This is a genomic window from Kitasatospora hibisci (assembly GCF_043950205.1).
Classification (GTDB): Bacteria; Actinomycetota; Actinomycetes; order Streptomycetales; family Streptomycetaceae; genus Kitasatospora; species Kitasatospora hibisci.
In genome coordinates, this window is the sequence record NZ_CP171642.1 from 6,057,826 (window position 1) to 6,079,722 (window position 21,897).

Below are 21,897 nucleotides of genomic sequence, written 5' to 3' on the forward strand. Positions count from 1 at the left end.
CGGACCGTCAACGATGGTGTGGTGACGCGCGTAGAGGTACGCGCGTAGAAGTGTGCCGTGCGACCAGACGGATTGACAGCCCCCGGACCTTTCCGAGGGGTGAGATCTTGGCGACTCCTTCGTGACGCGGACGGGTGGGTGCTGAGCGATCGTCAGCCCCCGGGCGCCCGGTACGCCCGGTGCGCCCGCTCCGGAATGCGCGACGCCCGCCCGTCCGCGCTCGGGGTGCGGACGGGCGGGACGTGGCGGGACCCGGCGGGACGTGGCCGGGCGGGTGCCCGGTGCCGGCCGCCGACCTAGATGTAGCCCTCGCGGACGGCGTGGGCGACGGCGTGCGCCCGGTTGCGCAGCTGCAGCCGGGTCGTCAGGCCGTGCAGCACGTTCTTGACGGTGCGCTCGGAGTACGACAGCCGGGCCGCGATCTCCCCGGTGTCCCAGCCCTCGGCCACCAGCCGCAGCACATCGGCCTCGCGCTCGGTCAGCCCGGCCGGGGCGCCGCCCGGCATCCCCTGGACGCTCCGCTGCAAGCGGCCCACCTGGGCGATCAGCCGGCCCAGCAGATCGGCCGGCAGGTCGCCGTCACCACGCGCCGCCGCCTGCACCGCCCGGCCCAGCCGTTCGGCGGTCGCCTCACGGCGCCAGAGGATCGCGGCCACCCCGCACTCCACCGCCTCCAGCAGCTCGCTCTCACGCATCCGCTCGACCACCAGCACCACCCGCTGCTCGGCGCCGCGCACCAGCCTGCGGAGCGTCGCCACCACCGCGGCGTCCGCCTGCTCGACGAGCAGGACGGAGACCGCGCCCGGACCGGCCGCCGCCTCCTCCACCAGCTCCAGTCCCGGGTCGCGGCGCAGCTGCGCCTCCGCGCCGGCCCGCGAGATCGGGTCCGCGGCCCGCACCACCACGGCGGTCCGGCCGACGGAGGCCGGAGCGGCGCCCGGCCGTCCGACATGGTGGGCGGGCAGCGGTCGCGGGGCCCCCGAGGTCCGCGGCAGCGCCGCCGCCCCGGGAACACGCCGGGCCGCCCCGCGGCGGTCGTGCTCGCTGTGCAGGACAGTCAATCTGGCCCCCTCCGGGAGAATCGCGGCCCGCCCGCCGGACGGCCGCCCGCTGCGCCGAGGGGGGCGCCGCCCGGCGGACGGGCGAGGCGGGGGCCGTGCGGTCGTGCGGCCCGGGAGCGACGGTGCCCCCGAGGACCTCCATGCTTCCCTCCGGGACCGGCCGCGGCCATCGTGGTCCACCACGAGATCGCGCCGCCGGCCCGGCATCGTCGCAGCGCAGCAGTGCCGCTCCCGGCCGCCGCGCGGACGGGGGTAGGGTTCCGTCCGGGGACGGGGCCGCATCGGTGCGTGCACGAGCGGGCATCCGGCCGGCCCGGTGCCGCCCGGCGACGAGGCCGCCCGAACGGACCCGGTCGCTCCGGTCGGTCGTGGCGGGGGAGAGCCCACGCGCTCGGGGCGGGGCGGGACGACAGCGGGGCAGGGCGGCGGCGTGCCGTCGGCACCGGACCGTCGACCGGCCGTCAGGCCGACTTCCCCGACGACGGCGAAGAGATCCCGACCGGCCACCGGCGGGAAGACCGGGGAGGGAAGCAGGATGAGCACCGTCAGTACCCGCGGACCGCGGCCGGACCAGGCCGCCCCGCCACCGTCACCGCTCGCCGCCCGCACCCCCCACCTGGAGCGGATCACCGAACTCACCGACCGCGCCCGGGGCGGCGCCGGCGGCGCCCTGCTGCTCACCGGCGCGGCCGGCACCGGCCGCAGCGCCCTGCTCGCCGAGGCCGCCCGCCGGGCCGCCGCAGGGGGCACCACCGTCCTCTGGGCCCGCTGTTCCGCAGACGAGTCCGACACCCCCTACGCCGCCGCCCGCCAGCTCTTCGAGTCCTTCCCCGGCCCCGGACTCCCCCCGGTCCCCGGCCGCGGCACCCCGGCGGGTGGGTCGGGCGGCTTCGGACCGCATGCGCTCGGGCCCGGTGCCGCTCGGCCGGACGACGACGGGCGCGGCGGCGACGACCGGAGCGCCGCCGCGGCGGCCGCCGAGGAGTCGCTCTGGGCGCTCCTGCGGATCCACGCCGCCCACCACCCCGTCCTGCTCGCCGTCGACGACATCCACCTCGCCGACCGGCCCTCCCGGGACTGGTTGCGCGGCCTCGCCCGCCGGGTCGACCGGCTGCCCGTCCTCCTCCTCGCCACCGAGCGCCGGCAGGCCACCGTCGCCACCCCGCCCGAACGCTTCGCCCGCGGCCTGCCCCCGGGCCTGGTCGACAGCCTCCGGCTCGACCCCCTCGACGCCCGCACGGCCGCCCTGCTGGCCGCCCGCCGGCTGGGCCCCCGGACCCCGGCCGCCTTCGCCGCCGACTGCGTCCGTGCCACCGGCGGCAACCCGCTACTGCTCACCGCCCTCCTCGCCGACCTCGCCGACCTCGCCGACCTCGCCGACCTCGGCGCCGACCCGTGCGGCCCAGGTCCCGGTCCCGGTGCCCACCCCGACGCGACCGCCCCGAGCGCACTCCCCGACAGCTGCCCCCGCCCGGCCGACGGCGCCTTCCCCGAAGCCGTCGAGGAGTGGCTGCGCGGCGGCGGCGACCGCGCCCTCACCACCGCACGCGCCCTGGCCCGGATGCAGGAGCACCCCGCCGCGCGCACCCCCCCGCCGCCCGGCGCCGACCCCTGCGCCCCGGCGGTCATGCTCGCCGAACTCGCCGGCACCGACCCCGACCTCACCACGGCCTGGCTCGCCGACCTCACCGCACAAGGCCTGCTCGACGACCCCGGCCCCGGCCAGTGGCCCCGCTTCACCCACCCCCTGCTGGCCGACGCCGTCCTCGCCGGCCACGAACCCGGCCACCGCGCCCGGGTCCACCGCGCCGCCGCCGAGTACCTGCACCGCAGCGGCGCCCCCGACGAACGCATCGCCGGGCACCTGCTCCTCACCCCCGCCCCCGGCCCGCGCTGGGCCGCCGACACCCTGCGCGCCGCCGCCCGCAGAGCCGCCCGCGCCGACCGCCCGGCCGAGGCCGTCGCCCTGCTGCGCCGCGCCCTGGACGAGCCGCTCGGCGACCGCCGACGCGGCCTCGTCCTCACCGAACTCGGCAGCCTGGAGGCCACCCTCGGCCCGGACGAGCGCCTCGCCGGCGTCCGCCACCTCGCCGAGGCCGTCGACCTCCAGCGCTCCGACGAGGGCGTCTTCCAGACCGCCAACACGCTCGGCGCCGTCCTCGCCGCCCGCGGCGACGCCCCCGCCGCCCTGGAACTGATGGAGGAGCTCGCCGAGCGCTTCGGCGACCGCGACGACCTGGTGCACGCCGTCCAGGCCGCCGCCGCGCTGATCGCGGCCCACGACGGGCACAGCTGGCTCCAGGTGGTCGAGGGCGTCCGGCGGCTCGCCGCCCGCGGCGCCCAGCGACTCGCACCGCCCGCCTACGCGCTGCTCACCGAGTTCGACTCGACCAGCGGCCTGCTCTCGGCGGAGGAGGTCGCCGGCCGGGTCCGGGAACTGCTCGCGGCCCCGGTGGACCCGGTCTGCCGCCCCTACGTCCTGGTGTCCGCCGCCACCCTGGCCCAGTGGGCCGACCGGCTGGGCGAGGCGGACCGGCTGGTGGACCGCGGCCTGGCCGCGTACCGCGGGCCGTCGCTGGACCCCGGCTACCAGTGCCTGCTGAGCGTCCGGGCCGAGACCCGGGTGATGCGCGGTGAGTACCAGGCCCTGCTGGAGGACTTCGCGCTCACCGGGCCCGCCCCGGCCGCGCGCCGCGCGGGTCCGGGCGGCGCAGCGGGCCCGGGTGCCGGAACGGGTACGGGTACGGGTACGGGAGCCGGTGCGCGGGTGCCGGGGGAATGGACCGGGCGGCCCGACCGGGCGGAACCGCCGCTCTCCTGGTGGTGCGGCGGCGACCCGGCCGGGGACGCCACCGGCACCGGCCGCGACGACCGGACGGACCACACCGACGGCCCCGAGGCCGCCCGCACCCGCTACGCCGGCCTGCTCGGCCAGCAGAACGCCCACCTGGGCGCCCAGGCCGTGATCGCCCTCACCGAGACCGGCCGGTACTGGCAGGCCCACGGCCTCGCCCGGGCCATCGCCGCCGACCACGCCCAGGACTCCTGGGAGTGGAACGAGTACCTGTACGCCCGCGGCCTGCTCCGGCTGGCCACGGGTGAGCCGGCCGCGGCGCTCGCCGACCTCCTGGAGTGCGGGCGCCGGCAGACCGAACGGCAGGTCCTCAGCCCGATCGTCACCCCCTGGCGCTCGACCGCCGCCGACTGCCACACGCTGCTCGGCGAACCCGGCCCGGCCGTCGCCCTCGCCGAGGAGGAGTTGGCGCTCGCCCGCACCTGGGACACCCCGCGCACCGTCGCCCGCGCCTTACGCGCCCTGGCCGCCGCCACCGGCGGCCGGCACGGGCTCGACCTCGCCGCCGAGTCCGTCGACCTGCTCCGCGGTGCGGAGGTGGAGATCGAGCTGATCCCCGCTCTGATCACCTACGGCCGGCTGCTCGCCGAGGGCGGCCGCCGCGGCGCCGCCCGCCGGGCGCTGCGCGAGGCCGCGAGCCGCGCCGAGCGGCTCGGCGCGGTACGGCTGCGCGGGGTCGCGGTGGACTCGCTGCGCGCCTCGGGCGCCCGGCTCGGCCGTGGCGAGCACGCGGGCGCCGAAGCACTGACCGACAGTGAGCTGCGGATCTGCCGGCTGGCGGTGGCCGGCCACTCCAACGGCGAGATCGCCGCGATGCTCCACCTGGCGTTGCGGACGGTGGAGACGCACCTGACCAACAGCTTCCGCAAGCTCGGTGTGCGCCGCCGGGTGGAGCTGGCGGGGGTGCTGGAGGGCTGACCGCCGGCCGGGCCGCCGGGCCCGGCGGCCCGCACGGTTCCGGGGCCCGGCCGGCACGGCGGTCAGGCGCCCAACGACGCCGCCATCAGCTCGACCTCCAGCGCCAGTCCGGCCTCCGGGGCGGCGCCGGCGGCCGTCCAGCGGTCCCAGGTCCGGGCCCGCAGGTAGCCGTCCACCGCCACCGGCAGCCGCCGGGCGACGATCAGCTCGGCGGCCGGCCCCGGACCCGCCTCGCGCAGCCGCGTCAGCAGTCCGTCCAGCAGTCCGTCCAGGCGGGCGGACGAGGGGAACGGAACGCCGCCCAGGTAGGTGGCCAGCTCCTCCAGCTCCGGCCAGGCCGGGCGGCCGGTCGATGCCGGGGGCGGGGTCGTGCGGCGGCCCGCCGGGGTCTCCCGGCCGCCCGGCCTGGCCGGGAACCCGCTCGCGCTCGGGGACCCGCTCGCGCCCGCGGCATCGGTCCCGCCCGCAGCGTCGGGCCCGCCTCCGGCCGGGAGCCCGCCCCCGGCCGGGTCGGCCCCCTTCCCGGACGGCCAGAGCAGCACCCCGGCGCCGTACAGCGCGGCCACGATCCCCGGCCACAGCGCACCGCCCAACCCGGCGAAGTGCAGCCCCAGCCCGCCCACGCCCGCCGCGCAGCCGACCAGGTTGCGGGTCGACTCCAGGTAGCCCCAGGCCCGCCGGCCGAACGACTCCCCGCCGCCCGGGCCCCCGGTCGCCGGCCCGCCACCACCGCTACTGGTAGCCACGGATCTCCTCGAACGCCCCGTCCAGCGACCCCGTGCCGTCGAACAGCTTCCCGCCGGTCAGCTCCGCGATCCCCTGCAACTGCCCCTTGGCCGCGTCACCGAACAGGATCGGGAACACCGGCACCGCCTTCTGTGCCGACGACAGCCCGTCGTAGAACGCCCGGAAGTCCTTGTCCGTCGCGCCCTCGTTGCTCTCGCCGTCCGTCATCAGCACGATCGAGGTGAACCGGTCGTCCCCCGCCGCGGACTGCTGCCGCTCGATCACCCGGTACGCCTCCTGCAGCGAGCTGTACACCGCCGTGCCGCCGTCCGCCGACAGCTGCTGCACGTCCGCGTTGATCGCCGACAGTTCCTGCTGCGGCCCCGGCTGGCTGCCGCTCGGCGGCACCGTGTGCGTCCTGGTCGACTTCACCCTGGAGGCGAACGAGATCAGCGTGACCTCCTCGCGGTCCCGGAACCGCCGCACCCCCCGGGTGTCGTCCGACCCGGTGAGCCCGCCCAGCGCCCGCTTCAGCGAGGCCAGCCGGTCACCCGCCATCGACCCCGAGGTGTCCAGGACGTACACCGTCCGGGACGGCCGGCGCAGCTCGTTCTGGTACGAGGCCAGCAGACCGTCCGCCACCGCCCGGCTCCCCGGGAACGGCAGCTCGCGCCTCCGGTCACCGGGCAGCGACGGCGCCGCCGCCGCACCCGCCGCCACCGGGCGGCGCAGCGTCAGCTCCGAGATCCGCTTCTGCACGTCGTCCTTCAGCAGGTACGCGGTCAGCTTCTGGAACGCCTCCCGTTCCCGCTGCGCCGACGAACCGAGCAGCGTCAGCGGATAGTTCGCCGACACCACGCCGTCCACCGGGCGCACCACGGTCAGCTGCTGGTCCGCCGGCAGGGTCTTGTTCAACGACAGCAGCACCGACTCGTAGTTCACCAGCGCGCCGACCCGACCCCGCTCCGCCCGGGTGTACGCCTGCGCCAGCCACCCGGACGAGCCCGAGGTCAGCTTCTGCCCGGTGAAGAACTGCTTCAGCGCCGGCGTCGCCTTCTGCACGTCCGCCTCCGTCAGCGCCGCGTCCGCGCCCGAGAGCGCCGACGCCACCGCGACCAGCGCCGAGAAGCCGGAGTTGGACCGGGACGGGTCCGACATCCCGTACGCCAGCCGCCCGTTCGAGGCCGCCTCCGCCAGCTGCGCCCAGGTGACCCCGGATCCGTCGCCCCACCCCAGCTCCCCGAGCGCGGACGCCCGCACGCCCACCGCCACCGGGGACACCATCACCGGCGTCTCCGACAGCAGCTTGGCTTTGGCACCCTCGTCCAGCCGCAGGTAGTGGTTGGACGGGAACCAGATCGCGTCGTACTTGCCGTCCGCCCGGCCCGAGGAGACCGCCTCCGCGCCGTCCAGCGAACCGGTCCAGGCGAACTGGACGGTCACCCCGGTGGCCTTCTGGGCCTCCTCCAACACCGGTGCCATGTCCTGTAGTTCACTGCCGGCCAGCACCCGCAGCACGCCCGCCCGGGCGGTCGGTGCCGGCGCGTCGCTCTGCCGCGGGCCCGGCGACGGCGACGGTGACGACGTGCACGCCGTCACCGCCACCAGTACGGCCAGCCCCGCCGCCAGCATCCGGCCGCCGCGCCGCGCCGCGGCCGCCGCCCCCGCCATCGCCCTCATCGCCCCACCCGTCCTGGTCGTCATCCCCCGTCACTTCCCCTTCGCGGCGTCGATCAGCTTCGCCAGCAGGTCGGGCGCCGGCACCGGAGCCTGCTTCACCTGCGCGGCCGACAGGTCCGGTGCGAAGGCCGGCGGCCCCTTGCGGTCGCCCACCTGCTTGGCGAAGGCGGACGGGTCGGCCTGCGGCCGGAACCCGTACCTCGCCTCCAGCCGGCGCAGCACCTCGTCGTCGCGCAGCAGGCCGGCCAGCTTCCGGCCGGCCTCGGTGCGCCCGACCACCGTGTGGTCGGAGGAGACGGTGGTGTCCGGGTAGAGCACCGTCATGTCGCCGGTGGACTTGCCCTCCACGGCCAGCTGGGCGGCCTGCGACTCGTAGGCGAGCACCAGCGGGTTGCCGACGTTGGTGAGGAAGTCCTTGAACGGCTGGTCGCTGCTGCTGCCCTGGATGCCCTGCTTCGCGGTCAGTGCGCGCAGGACGGGCTTGACCTGCTCCACCTCGGGGCCGCTCGACACCACCTGGTGGCCGTTGAGGACGTAGGAGGTGACGGCGAGGTAGAGCGCTCCGGAGGAGGACTCGGCGGGGTCGGTGGTGGTCATGAAGACCGCGCCCCTGAGATCCGAGTTGCCCGCGGCCCCGGTGAGCTCCTCCCACTTCCTGCCGGCCTTCACCAGATCGAGGTACGCGTCCATCTTGAGCGTCCACACCCCGGTGGCCTTGTCCTGGCTCGCCACTCCGTTCTGCTTCAGCACCTCGGCGGTCGGCTGGTGGGCCAGCACCACGAGCGGCGAGTAGAACGGGCGGATCGGTGCGTCCTTGAGCTGCAGCTGCCTGCGGATCTCCTCGGCCGGGGAGAGGCTCGCCGGGAACGCGAAGTCGAGCTGGTCGAGCTTGCTGTCGCCCATCAGCCACGAACCGGTGGTCTGGGCGCTGACCTTGATCCCCTGCTTGGCCAACTCGGCCTTGACGTCCGGGTCTTCGAAGAAGTCTCGCTTCTCCGAGCCGATCACCCCGGTGACGGTGACGACCTTCGGCTCCTCGCCGCCGCCGGGCCCGGCCGGCCGCAGCAGCGCGAGCGCCACCCCACCGAGCAGTGCCAGTGCCGCGAGCACTCCGACCGCGCGCTTCATGCCGAACGTTCCCCCTCGTCCGATCCGTCTCCGGGCTCCCACCCGGGTGACGAGCGTCCCCCTGGCCCGCGAGCTACGGCGGAAGCCGTGGTGAACGAAAGGTGAACACCCCTTCACGGAATCGCATCGTCGAACGCTCGTTCCACCTGTGCGTCCGAGGGGCGCCCCGGCGCTGCTCCGCCGGCCGCCGCGTCAACCCGCCGATCGTGGCCGTCGCCCGATCGTGGGCGTCCGGGCGGCGATGCGTCAGATTGTTCAACTCGCCTTCCTGCAAAGGTCATCCTGCTGTTCGGACCTACGGCGATGTTACGCGCCGGTAATGCCTACGCTCAGGGTATGCGCCGAGCAAAAATCGTCTGTACCCTCGGGCCCGCCACCGACTCGTACGACCAGATCAAGGCCCTGGTCGACGCCGGGATGGACATCGCCCGACTCAATCTCAGCCACGGCTCCCACATCGAGCACGAGGAGCGCTACCGCCGGGTCCGCAAGGCCGCCGACGAGACCGGCCGTAGCGTCGGTGTCCTCGTCGACCTTCAAGGCCCGAAGATCCGACTGGAGACCTTCGCCGAAGGGCCGGTACTTCTCGAACGCGGCGACGAGTTCACCATCTCCACCGACAAGGGTGTCGTGGGGGACCAGAACGGCTGCGGCACCACCTACGCCGGCCTCGCCGCCGACGTCACCCCCGGCGAGCGGATCCTCGTCGACGACGGCCGGGTCTGCCTGGACGTCGTCGAGGTGGACGGCCCGCGGGTCCGCTGCCTGGTCGTCGAAGGCGGCCTGGTCTCCGACCACAAGGGCCTCAACCTCCCCGGTGTCGCCGTCTCCGTGCCCGCGCTCAGCGACAAGGACGTCGCCGACCTGCGCTGGGCCCTGCGGACCGGCGCCGACCTCGTCGCGCTCTCCTTCGTCCGCAGTGGCCGGGACATCGAGGACGTCCACCGGATCATGGCCGAGGAGGGGCGCTTCGTCCCCGTCATCGCCAAGGTGGAGAAGCCGCAGGCGGTCGAGAATCTGGACGCCATCGTCGACGCCTTCGACGGCATCATGGTGGCCCGCGGCGACCTGGGCGTGGAGATGCCCCTCGAACAGGTCCCGATGGTCCAGAAGCGCGCCGTCAAGCTGGCCAAGCGCAACGCCAAGCCGGTCATCGTCGCCACGCAGATGCTCGACTCGATGATCAATACCTCGCGGCCCACCCGCGCCGAGGCCTCCGACGTCGCGAACGCCGTCCTCGACGGCACCGACGCGGTGATGCTCTCCGGCGAGACCTCCGTCGGCAAGTTCCCGGTCGAGACGGTCCGCACCATGGGCCGCATCATCGAGGCCGCCGAGTCCGACATCCTGGCCGCAGGCCTTCCCCCGCTCACGCCCTCCAGCAAGCCGCGTACCCAGGGCGGTGCCGTCGCCCGCGCGGCCGCCGAGATCGGTGACTTCCTCGGCGCCAAGTACCTCGTCGCCTTCACCCAGTCCGGCGACACGGCCCGCCGCCTCACCCGCTACCGATCGCCGATCCCCGTCCTCGCGTTCACCTACGAACCCGCCGTGCGGAGCCGACTCGCCCTCACCTGGGGCGTCGAGACCTTCCTCGGTCCGTTCGCCCCCACCACCGACGAGATGGTCGAGCAGGTCGACGCGGCCCTGCTGTCCCTCGGCCGCTGCCGGAAGGGCGACATCGTCGTCATCACCGCCGGCTCCCCGCCCGGCCTCGCCGGATCCACCAACCTCGTTCGAGTCCACCACGTGGGGACGCTGGACAACTGACCCGAGGCGACGCGGCCCTGGTGAGGGGCCGCGTCGCCGTCAGTACTTCGCCCCGATGTGGGCGTCCATGAGGGCGACGGACTCCTTGCGGGCGACGGAGATGTCGACCCGGCCGGTGGCACGGGGCTTCGACGCCTTCCACCGCACGCCCACGGCGTCGAGGGTGTCGGTGAAGAGTCGGGCGATGTCGGTCGAGGTGTTGGTGAAGAAGTACCGCGGGTACTCGTAGCGCTTCCGGATGCCGCCGACCGTGCGGACGGTCCAGTTGGTGATGCGGCAGCCGTCGGAGTGGATCGGCCCGCGGAGAAGCTCCCAGGGATGGGTGCCGGCGATCTCCTGCTGCCACGGAGCAAGGGCAATCGTTCGCAGATGCTTCGGGCCGTGGCCGTGCTGGGGGAAGAGGCGCGGCCGGTGCTTGCTGGTGCTCACGACACTCGTGCAGCCGGGTGCACGGACGCGCCGGACCTTGTTGTTCGGCATGACGGCGCTGATGGCCTGCGCGCACTCCTCGATGAGGCCGGGCCAGGTGTCACCACAGGCGATGCGGAGGGCGTGAACCCTGCGGCGGCCTTCGCTGATGCATCCGTCACCCAGGTACAGCCCGAGCGGGTAGGCATGGTTGGCGCGGGGGCGGGACGGATCGAGGCGACCATGACGGACCGGGCGCTCGGCAGCCATGCGTGGGCTGGGCAGGGCTCCCGATGCCCAGCCGCGGATCGCAGACCGGGATATTCCGGTCGCCCGGCTGACTTGGCTGAAGGTCAGTCCGGTAGCGTGGAGTTCCAGGGCGCGCCTGCGGGTCGCCATGTCGCACATGTGGACGAGCGTGTGCGAAGCGTCCGGTGCGATCCGGCGCCTGCTCGAATGTTCACTCGAATCGGTGAAGATTCATGAAATCCGACTCGACCTTCAAAGTGAAGGAAAGTACCCCGGGTGGGATTCGAACCCACGCTGGATGGTGTTTGAGACCATTGCCTCTACCGCTGGGCTACCGGGGCATCCGCAGATTCGAAGGTTGACCCCGACCCTGCGACAACAAACATACCGTGTCTAGGTACCCTCATGCATGCAGTACCCCGCCGGAACGAGGAGCCCCGTGAGCACCGCCGACGAGCAGGCGCAGCCGCTTGAGACCGATTCGCCCCAGATCACCCGGATCGTGATCGCCGAGGACGAGGCGTTGATCCGCCTCGACCTGAAGGAGATGCTCGAAGAAGAGGGGTACACCGTCGTCGGCGAGGCCGGGGACGGGGAGACGGCGGTGAAGCTGGTCGAGGAGCTCCGGCCGGACCTCGCCATCCTGGACGTGAAGATGCCGGTCCTGGACGGCCTGTCCGCCGCCGAGCGGATCCACGAGAAGCACCTCGCGCCGGTCCTGATGCTGACCGCGTTCTCGCAGCGGGAGCTGGTGGACCGGGCCCGGGACGCGGGCGCGATGGCGTACATCGTGAAGCCGTTCAGCAAGAGCGACCTGGTGCCCGCGATCGAGATGGCCGTCTCCCGGTACACCGAGATGCGGACGCTGGAACAGGAGATCGCCGACCTGTCGCAGCGGCTGGAGACCCGGAAGCTGGTGGACCGGGCGAAGAGCGTGCTGCAGACCAAGTTCGGGCTGAGCGAGCCGGCGGCGTTCCGGTGGATCCAGAAGACCTCGATGGACCGCCGGATGACGATGGCCGCGGTGGCCGAGGCGGTCATCGAGGAGGGCGAGGCCCAGGACCGCAAGAAGGCCGAGGAGGCCAAGGGCGAGTAGCGGCCGAGGGGGCGGACGACTGCGGGGGGAACGGGAAACGGCGAAGGGCCCGGCGGTGAGCCGGGCCCTTCGCTCTTGCCTGCGCGGCGGCGCGGAGGTCAGTCCTCGCCGAGGTAGGCCTTGCGCACGGACTCGTCGTGCAGCAGGTCCGCGCCGGTGCCCTGGAGGACGATGCGGCCGGTCTCCATGACGTAGCCCTGGTCGGACAGCGAGAGCGCCGCCTGGGCGTTCTGCTCGACCAGCAGGATGGTCGTCCCGCTCGCCTTGAGCTCGACGATGGTCGCCATGATCTTCTGCATCATGAGCGGCGAGAGGCCCATCGAGGGCTCGTCGAGCATGAGCAGCTTGGGCTGGGACATCAGGGCCCGGCCCATGGCGAGCATCTGCTGCTCGCCGCCGGAGAGGGTGCCGGCGGCCTGCTTGCGGCGTTCGCCGAGGATCGGGAAGAGGCCGTAGGCGCGTTCCACGTCCGCGGCGATGCCGGCGGTGTCGCTGCGCAGGAAGGCGCCGAGGAGGAGGTTCTCCTCGATGGTCATGCGGGGGAAGATGTGCCGGCCCTCGGGGGAGTGGGCCAGGCCGAGCGAGACGATCTTGTGGGCGGGGATCGCGTTGAGCGGCTGCCCGTCGAAGGTGATCTTCCCGTGGGTCGGCTTGAGCAGCCCGGAGAGGGTGCGCAGGGTGGTGGTCTTGCCGGCGCCGTTGGTGCCGATCAGGGTGGTGACCTCGCCCTGGTTGACGGTGAAGCTGATGCCCTTGACGGCTTCGATCTTGCCGTAGGCGACGCGGAGGTCCTCGACCTCAAGGAGTGCGGTCACTGGGTGTCCTCCGGTGCTGCGGTGGTGCCCTCGGCGGCTCCTTCGAGCGGGGCGCCGAGGTAGGCGGTGATGACGCGCTCGTCGTTCTGGACGGTCTCGCGGTCGCCTTCGACGATCTTCTGGCCCTGGACGAGCACGGCGGTGCGGTCGCAGAGGTTGAAGATGAACCGCATGTCGTGCTCGATGACGAGGATGGAGACGCCGCGGTCGCGGATGGCGAACACGAGCTCCTCGGCGGCGCGGGTCTCCTGCGGGTTCATGCCGGCGGTGGGCTCGTCGAGGAGCAGCAGGCCGGGGTCGGAGGCGAGGGCGCGGGCGATCTCCAGCTTCCGCTGTTCGCCGTAGGGGAGGTTGCGGGCGAGGTGGTCGGCCTTCTCGGCGAGACCGGTGAAGGCCAGGAGCTCCATGGCGCGTTCGCGGCTCTCGGCCTCGGCGCGGTGGTAGGAGGGGCCGCGCAGGATGGCGGCGAAGAGGCCTTCGCGGGTGCGGCTGTGCCGGCCGACGAGGACGTTCTCCAGGACGGTCATGTTGGCGAAGAGCCGGATGTTCTGGAAGGTACGGGCGATGCCGGCCTGGGTGACGAGGTGGGGCTTGGGCGGCAGGACGGTGCCCTTGTAGGCGACCTTGCCCTCGGTGGGGACGTAGAGGCCGGTGAGGCAGTTGAAGAAGGTGGTCTTGCCGGCGCCGTTGGGGCCGATGAGGCCGATGATCTCGCCCTCGCCGACGGTGAGGGAGACGTTGTTGACAGCGGTGAGGCCGCCGAACCGCATGGTGACGCCGGCGACTTCGAGCAGCGGGCGGGCCGGGGCGGACCGGTCGGAGACGGCCGTGGGGGCGTTGCTGGTGGTCATCTGGGTGGTCACGCCCCTGCCTTGGTGAGGGTGGCGGTGTCGCCGGTCGACTGGGCCGGGATCGAGGCCTCGTGGAACTCCAGCTGGCTGCGCCGGTTGGGGATGAGGCCCTCGGGGCGGACCCGCATCAGCACGATGAGGGCGATGCCGAAGGCGAGCAACTGGTAGTCGGAGAGGAATTCGAGCTTCTTGGGGACGAGGAACAGCAGGGTGGCGCCGGCGAGCGGGCCGCTGATGGTCCCCATGCCGCCGAGGATGACGGCGGCGAGGAGGAAGGCGGAGTTGGGCGGGAGGGCCTCGGCGAAGGTGTACTGGTCGGGGGTGACGGTGTAGCTGACGTGGGCCTGGACGGTGCCGGCGAGGCCGGCGAGGCAGGCGCCGAGGGCGAAGGCGAGGAGCTTGAGGCGGAAGCCGTTGATGCCCATGGCCTCGGCGGCGGTCTCGTCCTCGCGGATGGCAACCCAGGCGCGGCCGATGCGGGAGTTGCCGACGCGGGCGAAGACCAGCACCACGAGGGCGGTGACCAGGAGCATCAGCAGGTAGTAGTTGGAGAACCGGCCGAGCTCGATGCCGAACAGGTTGGTGGGCTTGCCGAGGTTCCAGCCGAGGATGTTGAGGTCGGGGATCCGGGGGATGCCGTTGGAGCCGTTGGTGATCTTGGGGCCGGTGGTCCCGTTGAGGTTGAGCATGGTGATGCGGAAGATCTCGCCGAACCCGAGGGTGACGATGGCGAGGTAGTCGCCGCGCAGCCGGAGGGTGGGGGCGCCGATCAGGACGCCGAAGACCATCGAGACGGCGGCGCCGGTGAGCATCGCGGCCCAGAAGGGGAACTGGACGTGGATGGGGGAGGCGGGGGAGCCGGAGACCAGGGCGGCGGCGTAGGCGCCGACGCCGAGGAAGGCGACGTAGCCGAGGTCGAGCAGGCCGGCGAGGCCGACGACGATGTTGAGGCCGAGGGCGACGGTGGCGAAGATCAGGATGTTGGTGGCGACCGAGGTGTACTGGTCGCTGGTCTGGGTGAACGGGAAGCTGGCGGCGGCGGCGAACGCGGCGCCGGTGGTGACCGAGCGGTACTTGACGGTCAGCGCGCGCAGCCGGGGCAGCAGGCCGGACTTGCCGAGGGAGGCGCCGACGGAGGCGGCCAGCAGCAGGTAGGCGATGAAGAGCTCGCCGTACTCGGTGTCGATGCCGAAGGTGATGGCGAACAGGCCGATGCCGAAGGCGACGACGATGAGCAGGATCTCCAGGTAGGAGGGGAGCTCGCGGGCCGCGGGGAGCGGGCGGGTGGTGTTGGAGAGCCTCAGCCAGTGGTTGACGAGGTGGCCGAGCTGGAGGAGGAGGACGGCCGCGGCGGCGATGGCGATGCCGCCGGCGAGGGCGGTGAGCACCGGTGCGACGGGCTTGTCCTCGGGGATCGCGTGGGTGGCGAACCAGACGACGGCGGCGATCGGGACGAGCAGGAAGAGCCGCCGGTCGAGGACGCGCAGGGTGACGCCGGTGCGGCGGTCGAGCGGGAGGCCGAGCGTGCCGGCGAGGGCGAGCAGGGATCCGGCGCCGAGGACCCAGCCGCCGGGTTCGAGGTTGGCGAGGCCGCCGAGGTCGACGGCGATGGCCGCGATCGAGAACCAGGCGACGGCGAAGGCGCCGGTGGCGGCGAGGAGGACGGCGTTGTTGCTGCGGGTGGGGGCGGCCCAGCGCAGTCCGGGGACGCCCTGGGCGGCGAGCAGCAGGACGAGGGTGAGGAGGCCGCCGGTGAGGGCGAGCCACTGCAGGCCGGCGGGGGAGCCGTAGTAGGTGAGGTCGCCGGGGAACTCGTCGGTCCAGGTCCAGGACATCAGGGCGGAGGCGACGGTGGCGGCGGCGCCGAGGCCGGTGAGCAGGACGGCGGCGCGGGTCGGCAGGGAGAGGACCGGGGTGGTCTCGGTGCCGGCGGTGGTGGAGGTGGTCGTCATGGTGCTCACGCCCTGTCCGCGACGCGTTCGCCGAGCAGGCCCTGGGGTCGGACGAGCAGGACGACGATGAGGAGTACGAAGGCCCAGACGTCCTTCCAGGCGCCGCCTCCGAAGAGGTGCATGCCGGGGAGGTGCTGGATGTAGCCGGTGGCGAGGGCTTCGGCGAGGCCCAGGGCGACGCCGCCGAGCATGGCGCCGTAGATGTTGCCGATGCCGCCGAGGACGGCTGCGGTGAAGGCCTTGAGGCCGAGGATGAAGCCCATCCGGAAGTCGACCTGGCCGCTGCGCAGGCCGTAGGCGACGGCGGCGACGGCGGCGAACGCGGCACCGATGGCGAAGGCCATGACGATGATGCGGTCGGTGTCGATGCCCATCAGCTTGGCGGTGTCGGGGTCCTGGCTGGTGGCCTGCATGGCGCGGCCGGAGCGGGTGCGGGTGACGAACCAGCCCAGGGCGATCATGCAGATCGGGGCGGCGATCAGGAGGAAGAGGTCGCTGCGCTGGATGGTGATGGAGCCGAGCTCGAAGGGGTCACCCGGGATCTTGGGGAAGACGCGGGCCTTCTTGGCGTCCGGGTAGAAGGAGAAGACGAGCTGCTGGAGCAGGATCGACAGGCCGATCGCGGTGATCAGCGGTGCGAGCCGGGGGGCTGTGCGCAGGGGCCGGTAGGCGAAGCGCTCGGCGGCGACGGCGGTGAGGGTGGAGACCAGGATGCCGGCGATCAGCATCAGCGGTAGGGCCAGCCAGAGTGTGGTGCCGCCGGGGAGGGCGAGGTAGGCGGTCAGGGCGCCGAAGCCGCCGACCATGACGATCTCGCCGTGGGCGAAGTTGATGAGCTGGACGATGCCGTAGACCATCGTGTAGCCGATCGCGACGAGCCCGTAGAGGGCGCCGAGGATCAGGCCGTTGGCCAGCTGCTGCGGTAGGTCGTGCACCGCTGGGCCTCCGTTGTGCGTGGGGTGGGTCCGCGTGGGTGGTGGATGTGGGGCGCGCGGGGGGCACTCGTGGCGCCCCCCGCGCGTGTGTTCCGGTGTGCTGTGGCTGTTCGACGTGCGGGTCGGGTCAGCCGTTGAAGGTGCCGGACTTCTCCACGGCCCACTTGCCGTCCTTGACGGCGTAGACGGTGAGCTGCTTGTTGGTGGTGTCGCCGAACTCGTCGAAGGAGACCTTGCCGGTGACGCCCTCGAAGGAGACCTTCTGGACGGCTTCGACGATCTTGGCGCGGGCGTCGGTGGGGAGCTTGCCGCCGTTGGCGGTGACGACGGCCTTGACGCCCTGGATGATGGCCCAGGCGCTGTCGTAGGAGTAGCCGCCGTAGGTCTCGTAGGCGTCCTTGTAACCGGCGCTCTTGTAGTCGGCGATGAACTTGGCGGCGGTCGGGAGCTCCTCGACGGGCAGGCCGACGGCGGTGGCGTAGTCGCCCTGGCTCTTGGGGTTGAGCTTGATGAAGTCGCCGCTCTGGATGCCGTCGCCGCCCATCAGCGGGATGTTGACGCCGGCCTCCTTCAGCTGGAGGGAGAGCGGGCCGGCGGCGGGGTACTCGCCGCCGTAGTAGACGGCCTCGGCGCCGGAGGACTTGACCTTGGTGACGACGGCGGCGAAGTCGCGGTCGTCGGGGTTGACGTGCTCCTCGCCGACGATCTGGCCGCCCTGCTTGGTGAACTCGCCCTTGAAGGTGGCGGCGAGGCCGGCGCCGTAGGTCTTCTGGTCGTCGATGAGGAAGACCTTGGTCTTCTTGGCGTCCTTGACCAGGAACTGGGCGGCGAACGGGCCCTGGACGGCGTCGGTGGTGGCGGTGCGGAAGTAGGACTTGAACGGGCGGGCCTTCTCGCCGCTGGCCCACTTCTCGCCCTGGCTGAGGGCGACGCCGGTGTTGGCGGGGGAGATCTGGACGAGGTTGGCGTCGTTGAAGATCTGCTGCATCGACTGGGCGACGCTGGAGTTGAGCGGGCCGACGACGCCGAGGACGTCCTTGTCGGCGACCAGCTGGGTGGCGTTCTGCTGGCCCGGGGCGGGCTTGGCGGTGTCGTCGAGGGCCTTGATCTGGAACTTGATCCCGGGGACCTCGTTCTTCTCGTTGGCCTGCTTGGCCGCGAGCTCGACGGAGTTGCGGATGCCGAGGCCGAGGGCGGAGAGGTCGCCGGTGAGCGGGGCGTCGACACCGATGGTGACGGTGGTGCTGGACCCGGCGTTGTTGCCGTCCCCGGACTTCTTCTCGCCGCGGGAGCCGCAGGCGCTCAGGCTGAGGGCGCCGATCACGGCAATGCTCACGACAACTGCTGAACGATGACGCACAGGGGTCCCCTTCGGTTCAGGAGGGCGCCGCGCCTGAATGGCGGGAGCCGGGATGCGCGATGGGCTGCCTGGCCCAATCCGGTGGCGCGGTGACTGGCCGTGACTCTAGATGCCGTCGGGCGGGCTCGGGCAGGGGTGCGGCGAGGCTGTGATTCTCTTGTTATGAGCACAAGGAGCCGGCGTCTCACTATGTGGTCGTTTTGGCTCGATCGATCCGTTGCTGCTGGGGTTCTACCGGCCGGTAGAAAGGTGTAAGGCCCGGAAATGGGGGTTACTCCTGGCCTCTCCGATAACCGGACGAGACCGTCCGATGTGCTCGTGTCGGGCCTGCTCGTCCGAATATCGGACGTTCGTGGGGTTGACGAACGGACTTCCGTGTCACTCGGGGCGTCGGGGTCCCTCGTCGGGTGAATTCCCTCGATGTCACTCAGCGTTACACGGTTGAAATTCTGTGAACACGCAGGGGCCCCCTTGTATAGACCAACGCCTGCCCAGGGCGGTCGAAGGTCAAACAAGGGGGCCCGTAAGGGATCTGATGGTCAGTAAGTCCGGCTGACCCGTCGTCGGGGGGTCGGCCGGGCTGACGCTGCGTCAGGCGCGCCCCCGTGGGCGCGCCGGTCGGCCCGGAGGTCGCGTCAGAGGTCGCGCAGCATGCAGGTCAGCCGGCAGCTGGTGATCCGCCGGCCGGTGTCGTCGGTGATCGCGATCTCGTAGGTGGCGGCGGTGCGCCCCTTGAACGCGGCGGTCGCCACCCCGGTGACCAGGCCGGAGGTGGCCGAGCGGTGGTGGGTGGCGTTCAGGTCCACGCCCACGGCGTACCGGCCGGGCCCGGCGTGCAGCATCGCGCCGACCGAGCCGAGGGTCTCGGCCAGCGCCGCCGAGGCGCCGCCGTGCAGCAGCCCGTACGGCTGCTGGTTGCCCTCGACCGGCATGGTGCCGACCACCCGGTCGCCCGAGGCCTCGACGATTCGGATGCCGAGCTTCTCGCCGAGGTGGCCGCCGGAGAAGGTGGCCGGGTCCACGCCGAGCTTGGCGAAGTGGTCCAGCACCTCCTGCGGGACCTTGAGGACGGGGGCCGCGTCGGACGCGTCGGTCATGGGGGAGCTCCTGCCGCTCGGGGTCACGTCGTCGTGCTGCCAGTGATCGTACGACCGCCCTACTCGGCGGTAGCGGGCGCCGGGTGCGGGCTGGCGCGGCGGGTCGGCGCGGCGGGGCCCCGCGCTCGGCGCGCCCCGCGCCGGCACCGGCCGGTGCCGGCGCGGGCCCTCCGGCGGTCGCGCCCCTTTTGTCGGTGCCGGGCCATAGGATCGGTGGCCGGTAGTGGAATCGGCAGGAACGGACGTTGACGTGGCTACGCAGAGTACGGACAAGGGCGCGGCGGGTGGCGGCGGGGCGGCCCGGCCCCGGCTGATGCTGCTCGACGGGCACTCGATGGCCTACCGGGCGTTCTACGCGCTGCCCGTGGAGAACTTCAACACCTCCACCGGCCAGCCGACCAACGCGGTGTACGGGTTCGCCTCGATGCTCGCCAACACCGTCCGCGACGAGCGGCCCACCCACCTCGCGGTGGCCTTCGACCTCTCCCGCCAGACCTTCCGCTCCGCCGAGTTCCCCGACTACAAGGCCAACCGGGCCAAGACGCCGGACGAGTTCCGCAGCCAGGTCGGCCTGATCCACGACCTGCTGGACGCGATGAACGTCCAGCGGCTGAGCGTCGAGGGCTTCGAGGCCGACGACATCATCGCCACCCTGGCCACCGCCGCCGAGGCGGCCGGCTTCGACGTCGACATCGTCACCGGCGACCGCGACTCCCTCCAGCTGGTCACCGAGCACGTCACCGTCCTCTACCCGACCAAGGGCGTCTCCGAACTCACCCGCTACACCCCGGAGAAGGTCGCCGAGAAGTACGGCGTCACCCCGCGCCAGTACCCCGACCTCGCCGCGCTGCGCGGCGACCCGTCCGACAACCTGCCCGGCATTCCCGGCGTCGGCGAGAAGACCGCCGCCAAGTGGGTCAACCAGTTCGGCTCCTTCGACGAACTCGTCTCCCGCGCCGACGAGGTGAAGGGCAAGATCGGTGAGAAGCTGCGCGAGCACCTCGATTCCGTCAAGCGCAACCGCGTCCTCACCGAGCTGGTCCGCGACGTCGAACTCCCGCTCGGCGTCGACGACCTGGGCCGCTCCGCGTTCGACCGGGCGGCCGTCGGCACGCTGATGGAGTCGCTGGAGTTCCGCAACGCCAACTTCCGGGACCGCGTCTTCGGCATCGACCCGGCCGCCGCCGAGCCCGAGGCCGCGGCCGAGCCCGCCCCCGGCATCGAGGTCGACGGTGAACTGCTCACCGACCCCGGCACGCTCGCCGCCTGGCTCGCCGAGCACGCCGCCGACAAGGCCCCGGTCGCCCTCGCCGCCGTCTACCAGTGGGCCCTCGGCAGCGGCGAGGTCACCGAGATCGCGCTCGCGACGGGGGAGACGGCCGCCTGGTTCGACCCGGCGCTGCTCGCCGAGGAGGACGAGCGCGCCCTCGCCGCCTGGCTGGCCGACCCGGCCGCCCCCAAGGCGCTGCACATCGCCAAGCAGGTCATGCGGGCCTTCGCCGAGCGCGGCTGGACCATCGCGGGCGTCGTGGCCGACACCGCCCTCGCCGCCTACCTGGACAAGCCCGGCCGCCGCACCTTCACCCTGGAGGTGCTCGCCGAGGAGTACCTGGCCCGCTCGCTCGCCCCGGCGCCCGCCGCCGAGAGCGGCCAGCTCGCCTTCGACGCCCCGGAGGAGGACGCGTCCGCCGGCGCCCGGGCACTGATGCTCCAGGCCCGCGCCGTGCTCGACCTCTCCGCGCACTTCGACGCCCGCCTCGCCGAGGTCGGCGCCACCGGTCTGCTGCGTGACATGGAGCTGCCGATCGCCGCCCTGCTGGCCCGGATGGAACGCACCGGCATCGCCGCCGACCGGGCCTGGCTCACCGGTCTGGAGGCGCAGTTCGCGGCCGAGATCCAGCGCGTGGTCGAGGAGGCGCACGCAGCCGCCGGCCACGAGTTCAACCTCGGCTCGCCCAAGCAGCTCCAGGAGATCCTCTTCGGCGAGCTGGCCCTGCCCAAGACCAAGAAGATCAAGACCGGCTACACCACCGACGCCGACGCGCTCACCTGGCTGGCCACCCAGACCGACAACGAGCTGCCGGTCATCCTGCTGCGCCACCGCGACCAGGCCAAGCTGCGCACCACCGTCGAGGGCCTGCTCAAGACGGTCTCCCCGGCCGGGCGCATCCACACCACCTTCAACCAGATGGTCGCCGCCACCGGCCGGCTCTCCTCGCAGGACCCGAACCTGCAGAACATCCCGGTCCGCACCGAGGAGGGCCGGATGATCCGCCGTGCCTTCGTCGTCGGCGAGGGCTACGAGGCGCTGCTCACCGCCGACTACTCGCAGATCGAGCTGCGGATCATGGCCCACCTCTCCGAGGACGAGGCCCTGATCGAGGCCTTCGCCTCCGGCGAGGACCTGCACACCACCGTCGCCTCCCAGGTCTTCGAGGTCCCCCGCGACGCGGTCGACGCCGAGATGCGCCGCAAGATCAAGGCGATGTCCTACGGACTGGCGTACGGGCTCTCCGCGTACGGGCTCTCCCAGCAGCTCGGCATCAAGCCGGCCGAGGCGCAGGGCCTGATGGACACCTACTTCGAGCGCTTCGGCGGCGTCCGCGACTACCTGCGCCGGGTCGTCGACGAGGCCCGCGCCACCGGCTACACCGAGACCCTGCTCGGCCGCCGCCGCTACCTGCCGGACCTCAACAGCGACAACCGCCAGCGCCGCGAGATGGCCGAGCGGATGGCCCTCAACGCCCCGATCCAGGGCTCGGCCGCCGACATCGTCAAGATCGCCATGCTCCGGGTGGACGACGCGCTGCGTGCGGCCGGCCTGGCGTCCCGGATGCTGCTCCAGGTCCACGACGAAATCGTGCTGGAGCTGGCCCCGGGCGAGCGCGCACAGGTCGAGGCGATCGTCCGCGAGCAGATGGCCGGCGCCTACCCGCTGCGCGCCCCGCTCGACGTCTCCGTCGGCGTCGGCCCCGACTGGGAGGCCGCCGCACACTGACG

15 protein-coding genes and 1 tRNA gene are annotated in these 21,897 nt (G+C 72.8%); 4 read left to right on the forward strand and 12 right to left on the reverse strand.

All coding sequences use genetic code 11. The features are described 5' to 3' along the window. Window positions 1–296 precede the first annotated feature (296 nt). A complete protein-coding gene (locus tag ACF9IK_RS26530; protein ID WP_395298688.1) occupies window positions 297–965 on the reverse strand; it encodes a response regulator transcription factor in 669 nt (222 codons plus the stop codon). Between the two features lie 631 nt (window positions 966–1,596). Here ACF9IK_RS26530 and ACF9IK_RS26535 point away from each other — a divergent pair. Beyond that, window positions 1,597–4,833 (forward strand): helix-turn-helix transcriptional regulator, encoded by a 3,237-nt coding sequence (locus ACF9IK_RS26535; protein WP_395296606.1) that lies wholly within the window; start codon window positions 1,597–1,599, stop codon window positions 4,831–4,833. A gap of 62 nt (window positions 4,834–4,895) precedes the next feature. On the opposite strand, the gene ACF9IK_RS26540 is transcribed toward ACF9IK_RS26535, so the two are convergent. The 3 genes from ACF9IK_RS26540 to ACF9IK_RS26550 are packed head-to-tail and all read right to left on the reverse strand — an operon-like array spanning window position 4,896 to window position 8,367. Then, a complete protein-coding gene (locus ACF9IK_RS26540; RefSeq protein WP_395296607.1) occupies window positions 4,896–5,579 on the reverse strand; it encodes a hypothetical protein in 684 nt (227 codons plus the stop codon). Continuing rightward, on the reverse strand, window positions 5,566–7,263 hold the full coding sequence (locus tag ACF9IK_RS26545) for an extracellular solute-binding protein (RefSeq protein WP_395296608.1): 1,698 nt from the start codon (window positions 7,261–7,263) through the stop codon (window positions 5,566–5,568). Before ACF9IK_RS26545 ends, ACF9IK_RS26540 begins: the two co-directional genes overlap by 14 nt. 6 nt (window positions 7,264–7,269) lie before the next feature. Continuing rightward, window positions 7,270–8,367 (reverse strand): hypothetical protein, encoded by a 1,098-nt coding sequence (locus ACF9IK_RS26550; protein ID WP_395296609.1) that lies wholly within the window; start codon window positions 8,365–8,367, stop codon window positions 7,270–7,272. 336 nt (window positions 8,368–8,703) lie between these two features. Here ACF9IK_RS26550 and pyk point away from each other — a divergent pair, with 336 nt between their 5' ends. Continuing rightward, window positions 8,704–10,134 carry a pyruvate kinase gene (gene pyk / locus ACF9IK_RS26555; RefSeq protein WP_395296610.1) on the forward strand — a complete coding sequence of 477 codons (1,431 nt, stop codon included), beginning with the start codon at window positions 8,704–8,706 and terminating at the stop codon, window positions 10,132–10,134. A gap of 39 nt (window positions 10,135–10,173) precedes the next feature. Here the strand turns inward: pyk and ACF9IK_RS26560 are convergent, their stop codons facing one another. Together ACF9IK_RS26560 and ACF9IK_RS26565 are read right to left on the reverse strand one after the other, a co-directional pair. Then, on the reverse strand, window positions 10,174–10,812 hold the full coding sequence (locus ACF9IK_RS26560) for a hypothetical protein (protein ID WP_395296611.1): 639 nt from the start codon (window positions 10,810–10,812) through the stop codon (window positions 10,174–10,176). Window positions 10,813–11,059: 247 nt separating this feature from the next. Next, window positions 11,060–11,132: transfer RNA gene (locus ACF9IK_RS26565), tRNA-Leu, on the reverse strand. A 68-nt stretch (window positions 11,133–11,200) separates the two neighbouring features. On the opposite strand from ACF9IK_RS26565, the gene ACF9IK_RS26570 reads away from it, so the two are divergent. Continuing rightward, window positions 11,201–11,887 (forward strand): ANTAR domain-containing response regulator, encoded by a 687-nt coding sequence (locus tag ACF9IK_RS26570; protein WP_395296612.1) that lies wholly within the window; start codon window positions 11,201–11,203, stop codon window positions 11,885–11,887. 98 nt (window positions 11,888–11,985) lie between these two features. Here ACF9IK_RS26570 and ACF9IK_RS26575 read toward each other — a convergent pair whose 3' ends face one another. The 6 genes from ACF9IK_RS26575 to ACF9IK_RS26600 form a co-directional block, all read right to left on the reverse strand. Beyond that, on the reverse strand, window positions 11,986–12,702 hold the full coding sequence (locus ACF9IK_RS26575; protein WP_395296613.1) for an ABC transporter ATP-binding protein: 717 nt from the start codon (window positions 12,700–12,702) through the stop codon (window positions 11,986–11,988). Then, the gene (locus tag ACF9IK_RS26580) at window positions 12,699–13,553 is read right to left on the reverse strand and encodes an ABC transporter ATP-binding protein (protein WP_395298689.1); all 855 of its coding nucleotides are present in this window, start codon (window positions 13,551–13,553) and stop codon (window positions 12,699–12,701) included. The genes ACF9IK_RS26575 and ACF9IK_RS26580 overlap by 4 nt, the downstream gene beginning before the upstream one ends. Before the next feature lie 8 nt (window positions 13,554–13,561). After that, window positions 13,562–15,505: a branched-chain amino acid ABC transporter permease gene (locus tag ACF9IK_RS26585; protein ID WP_395298690.1), complete on the reverse strand. Its 1,944-nt coding sequence runs from the start codon at window positions 15,503–15,505 to the stop codon at window positions 13,562–13,564. A gap of 5 nt (window positions 15,506–15,510) precedes the next feature. Next, window positions 15,511–16,440: a branched-chain amino acid ABC transporter permease gene (locus ACF9IK_RS26590; RefSeq protein ID WP_395296614.1), complete on the reverse strand. Its 930-nt coding sequence runs from the start codon at window positions 16,438–16,440 to the stop codon at window positions 15,511–15,513. A 127-nt stretch (window positions 16,441–16,567) separates the two neighbouring features. Further along, complete coding sequence (locus tag ACF9IK_RS26595; protein WP_395296615.1) at window positions 16,568–17,800, reverse strand: branched-chain amino acid ABC transporter substrate-binding protein; 1,233 nt, start codon at window positions 17,798–17,800, stop codon at window positions 16,568–16,570. A gap of 635 nt (window positions 17,801–18,435) precedes the next feature. After that, complete coding sequence (locus ACF9IK_RS26600; RefSeq protein WP_395296616.1) at window positions 18,436–18,897, reverse strand: PaaI family thioesterase; 462 nt, start codon at window positions 18,895–18,897, stop codon at window positions 18,436–18,438. Between the two features lie 313 nt (window positions 18,898–19,210). On the opposite strand from ACF9IK_RS26600, the gene polA reads away from it, so the two are divergent. Then, window positions 19,211–21,895, forward strand: a complete 2,685-nt coding sequence (polA, locus tag ACF9IK_RS26605) for a DNA polymerase I (protein WP_395298691.1) — start codon at window positions 19,211–19,213, stop codon at window positions 21,893–21,895. Window positions 21,896–21,897 lie beyond the last annotated feature (2 nt).

Bases quoted from the DNA above. Each gene is read 5' to 3' on its own strand.
- ACF9IK_RS26535 (WP_395296606.1), top strand. From the start codon at position 1,597: ATGAGCACCGTCAGTACCCGCGGACCGCGGCCGGACCAGGCCGCCCCG.
- ACF9IK_RS26545 (WP_395296608.1), bottom strand. From the start codon at position 7,263: ATGACGACCAGGACGGGTGGGGCGATGAGGGCGATGGCGGGGGCGGCG.
- ACF9IK_RS26550 (WP_395296609.1), bottom strand. From the start codon at position 8,367: ATGAAGCGCGCGGTCGGAGTGCTCGCGGCACTGGCACTGCTCGGTGGG.
- pyk (WP_395296610.1), top strand. From the start codon at position 8,704: ATGCGCCGAGCAAAAATCGTCTGTACCCTCGGGCCCGCCACCGACTCG.
- ACF9IK_RS26560 (WP_395296611.1), bottom strand. From the start codon at position 10,812: ATGGCTGCCGAGCGCCCGGTCCGTCATGGTCGCCTCGATCCGTCCCGC.
- ACF9IK_RS26570 (WP_395296612.1), top strand. From the start codon at position 11,201: ATGCAGTACCCCGCCGGAACGAGGAGCCCCGTGAGCACCGCCGACGAG.
- ACF9IK_RS26580 (WP_395298689.1), bottom strand. From the start codon at position 13,553: ATGACCACCAGCAACGCCCCCACGGCCGTCTCCGACCGGTCCGCCCCG.
- ACF9IK_RS26585 (WP_395298690.1), bottom strand. From the start codon at position 15,505: ATGACGACCACCTCCACCACCGCCGGCACCGAGACCACCCCGGTCCTC.
- ACF9IK_RS26600 (WP_395296616.1), bottom strand. From the start codon at position 18,897: ATGACCGACGCGTCCGACGCGGCCCCCGTCCTCAAGGTCCCGCAGGAG.
- polA (WP_395298691.1), top strand. From the start codon at position 19,211: ATGCTGCTCGACGGGCACTCGATGGCCTACCGGGCGTTCTACGCGCTG.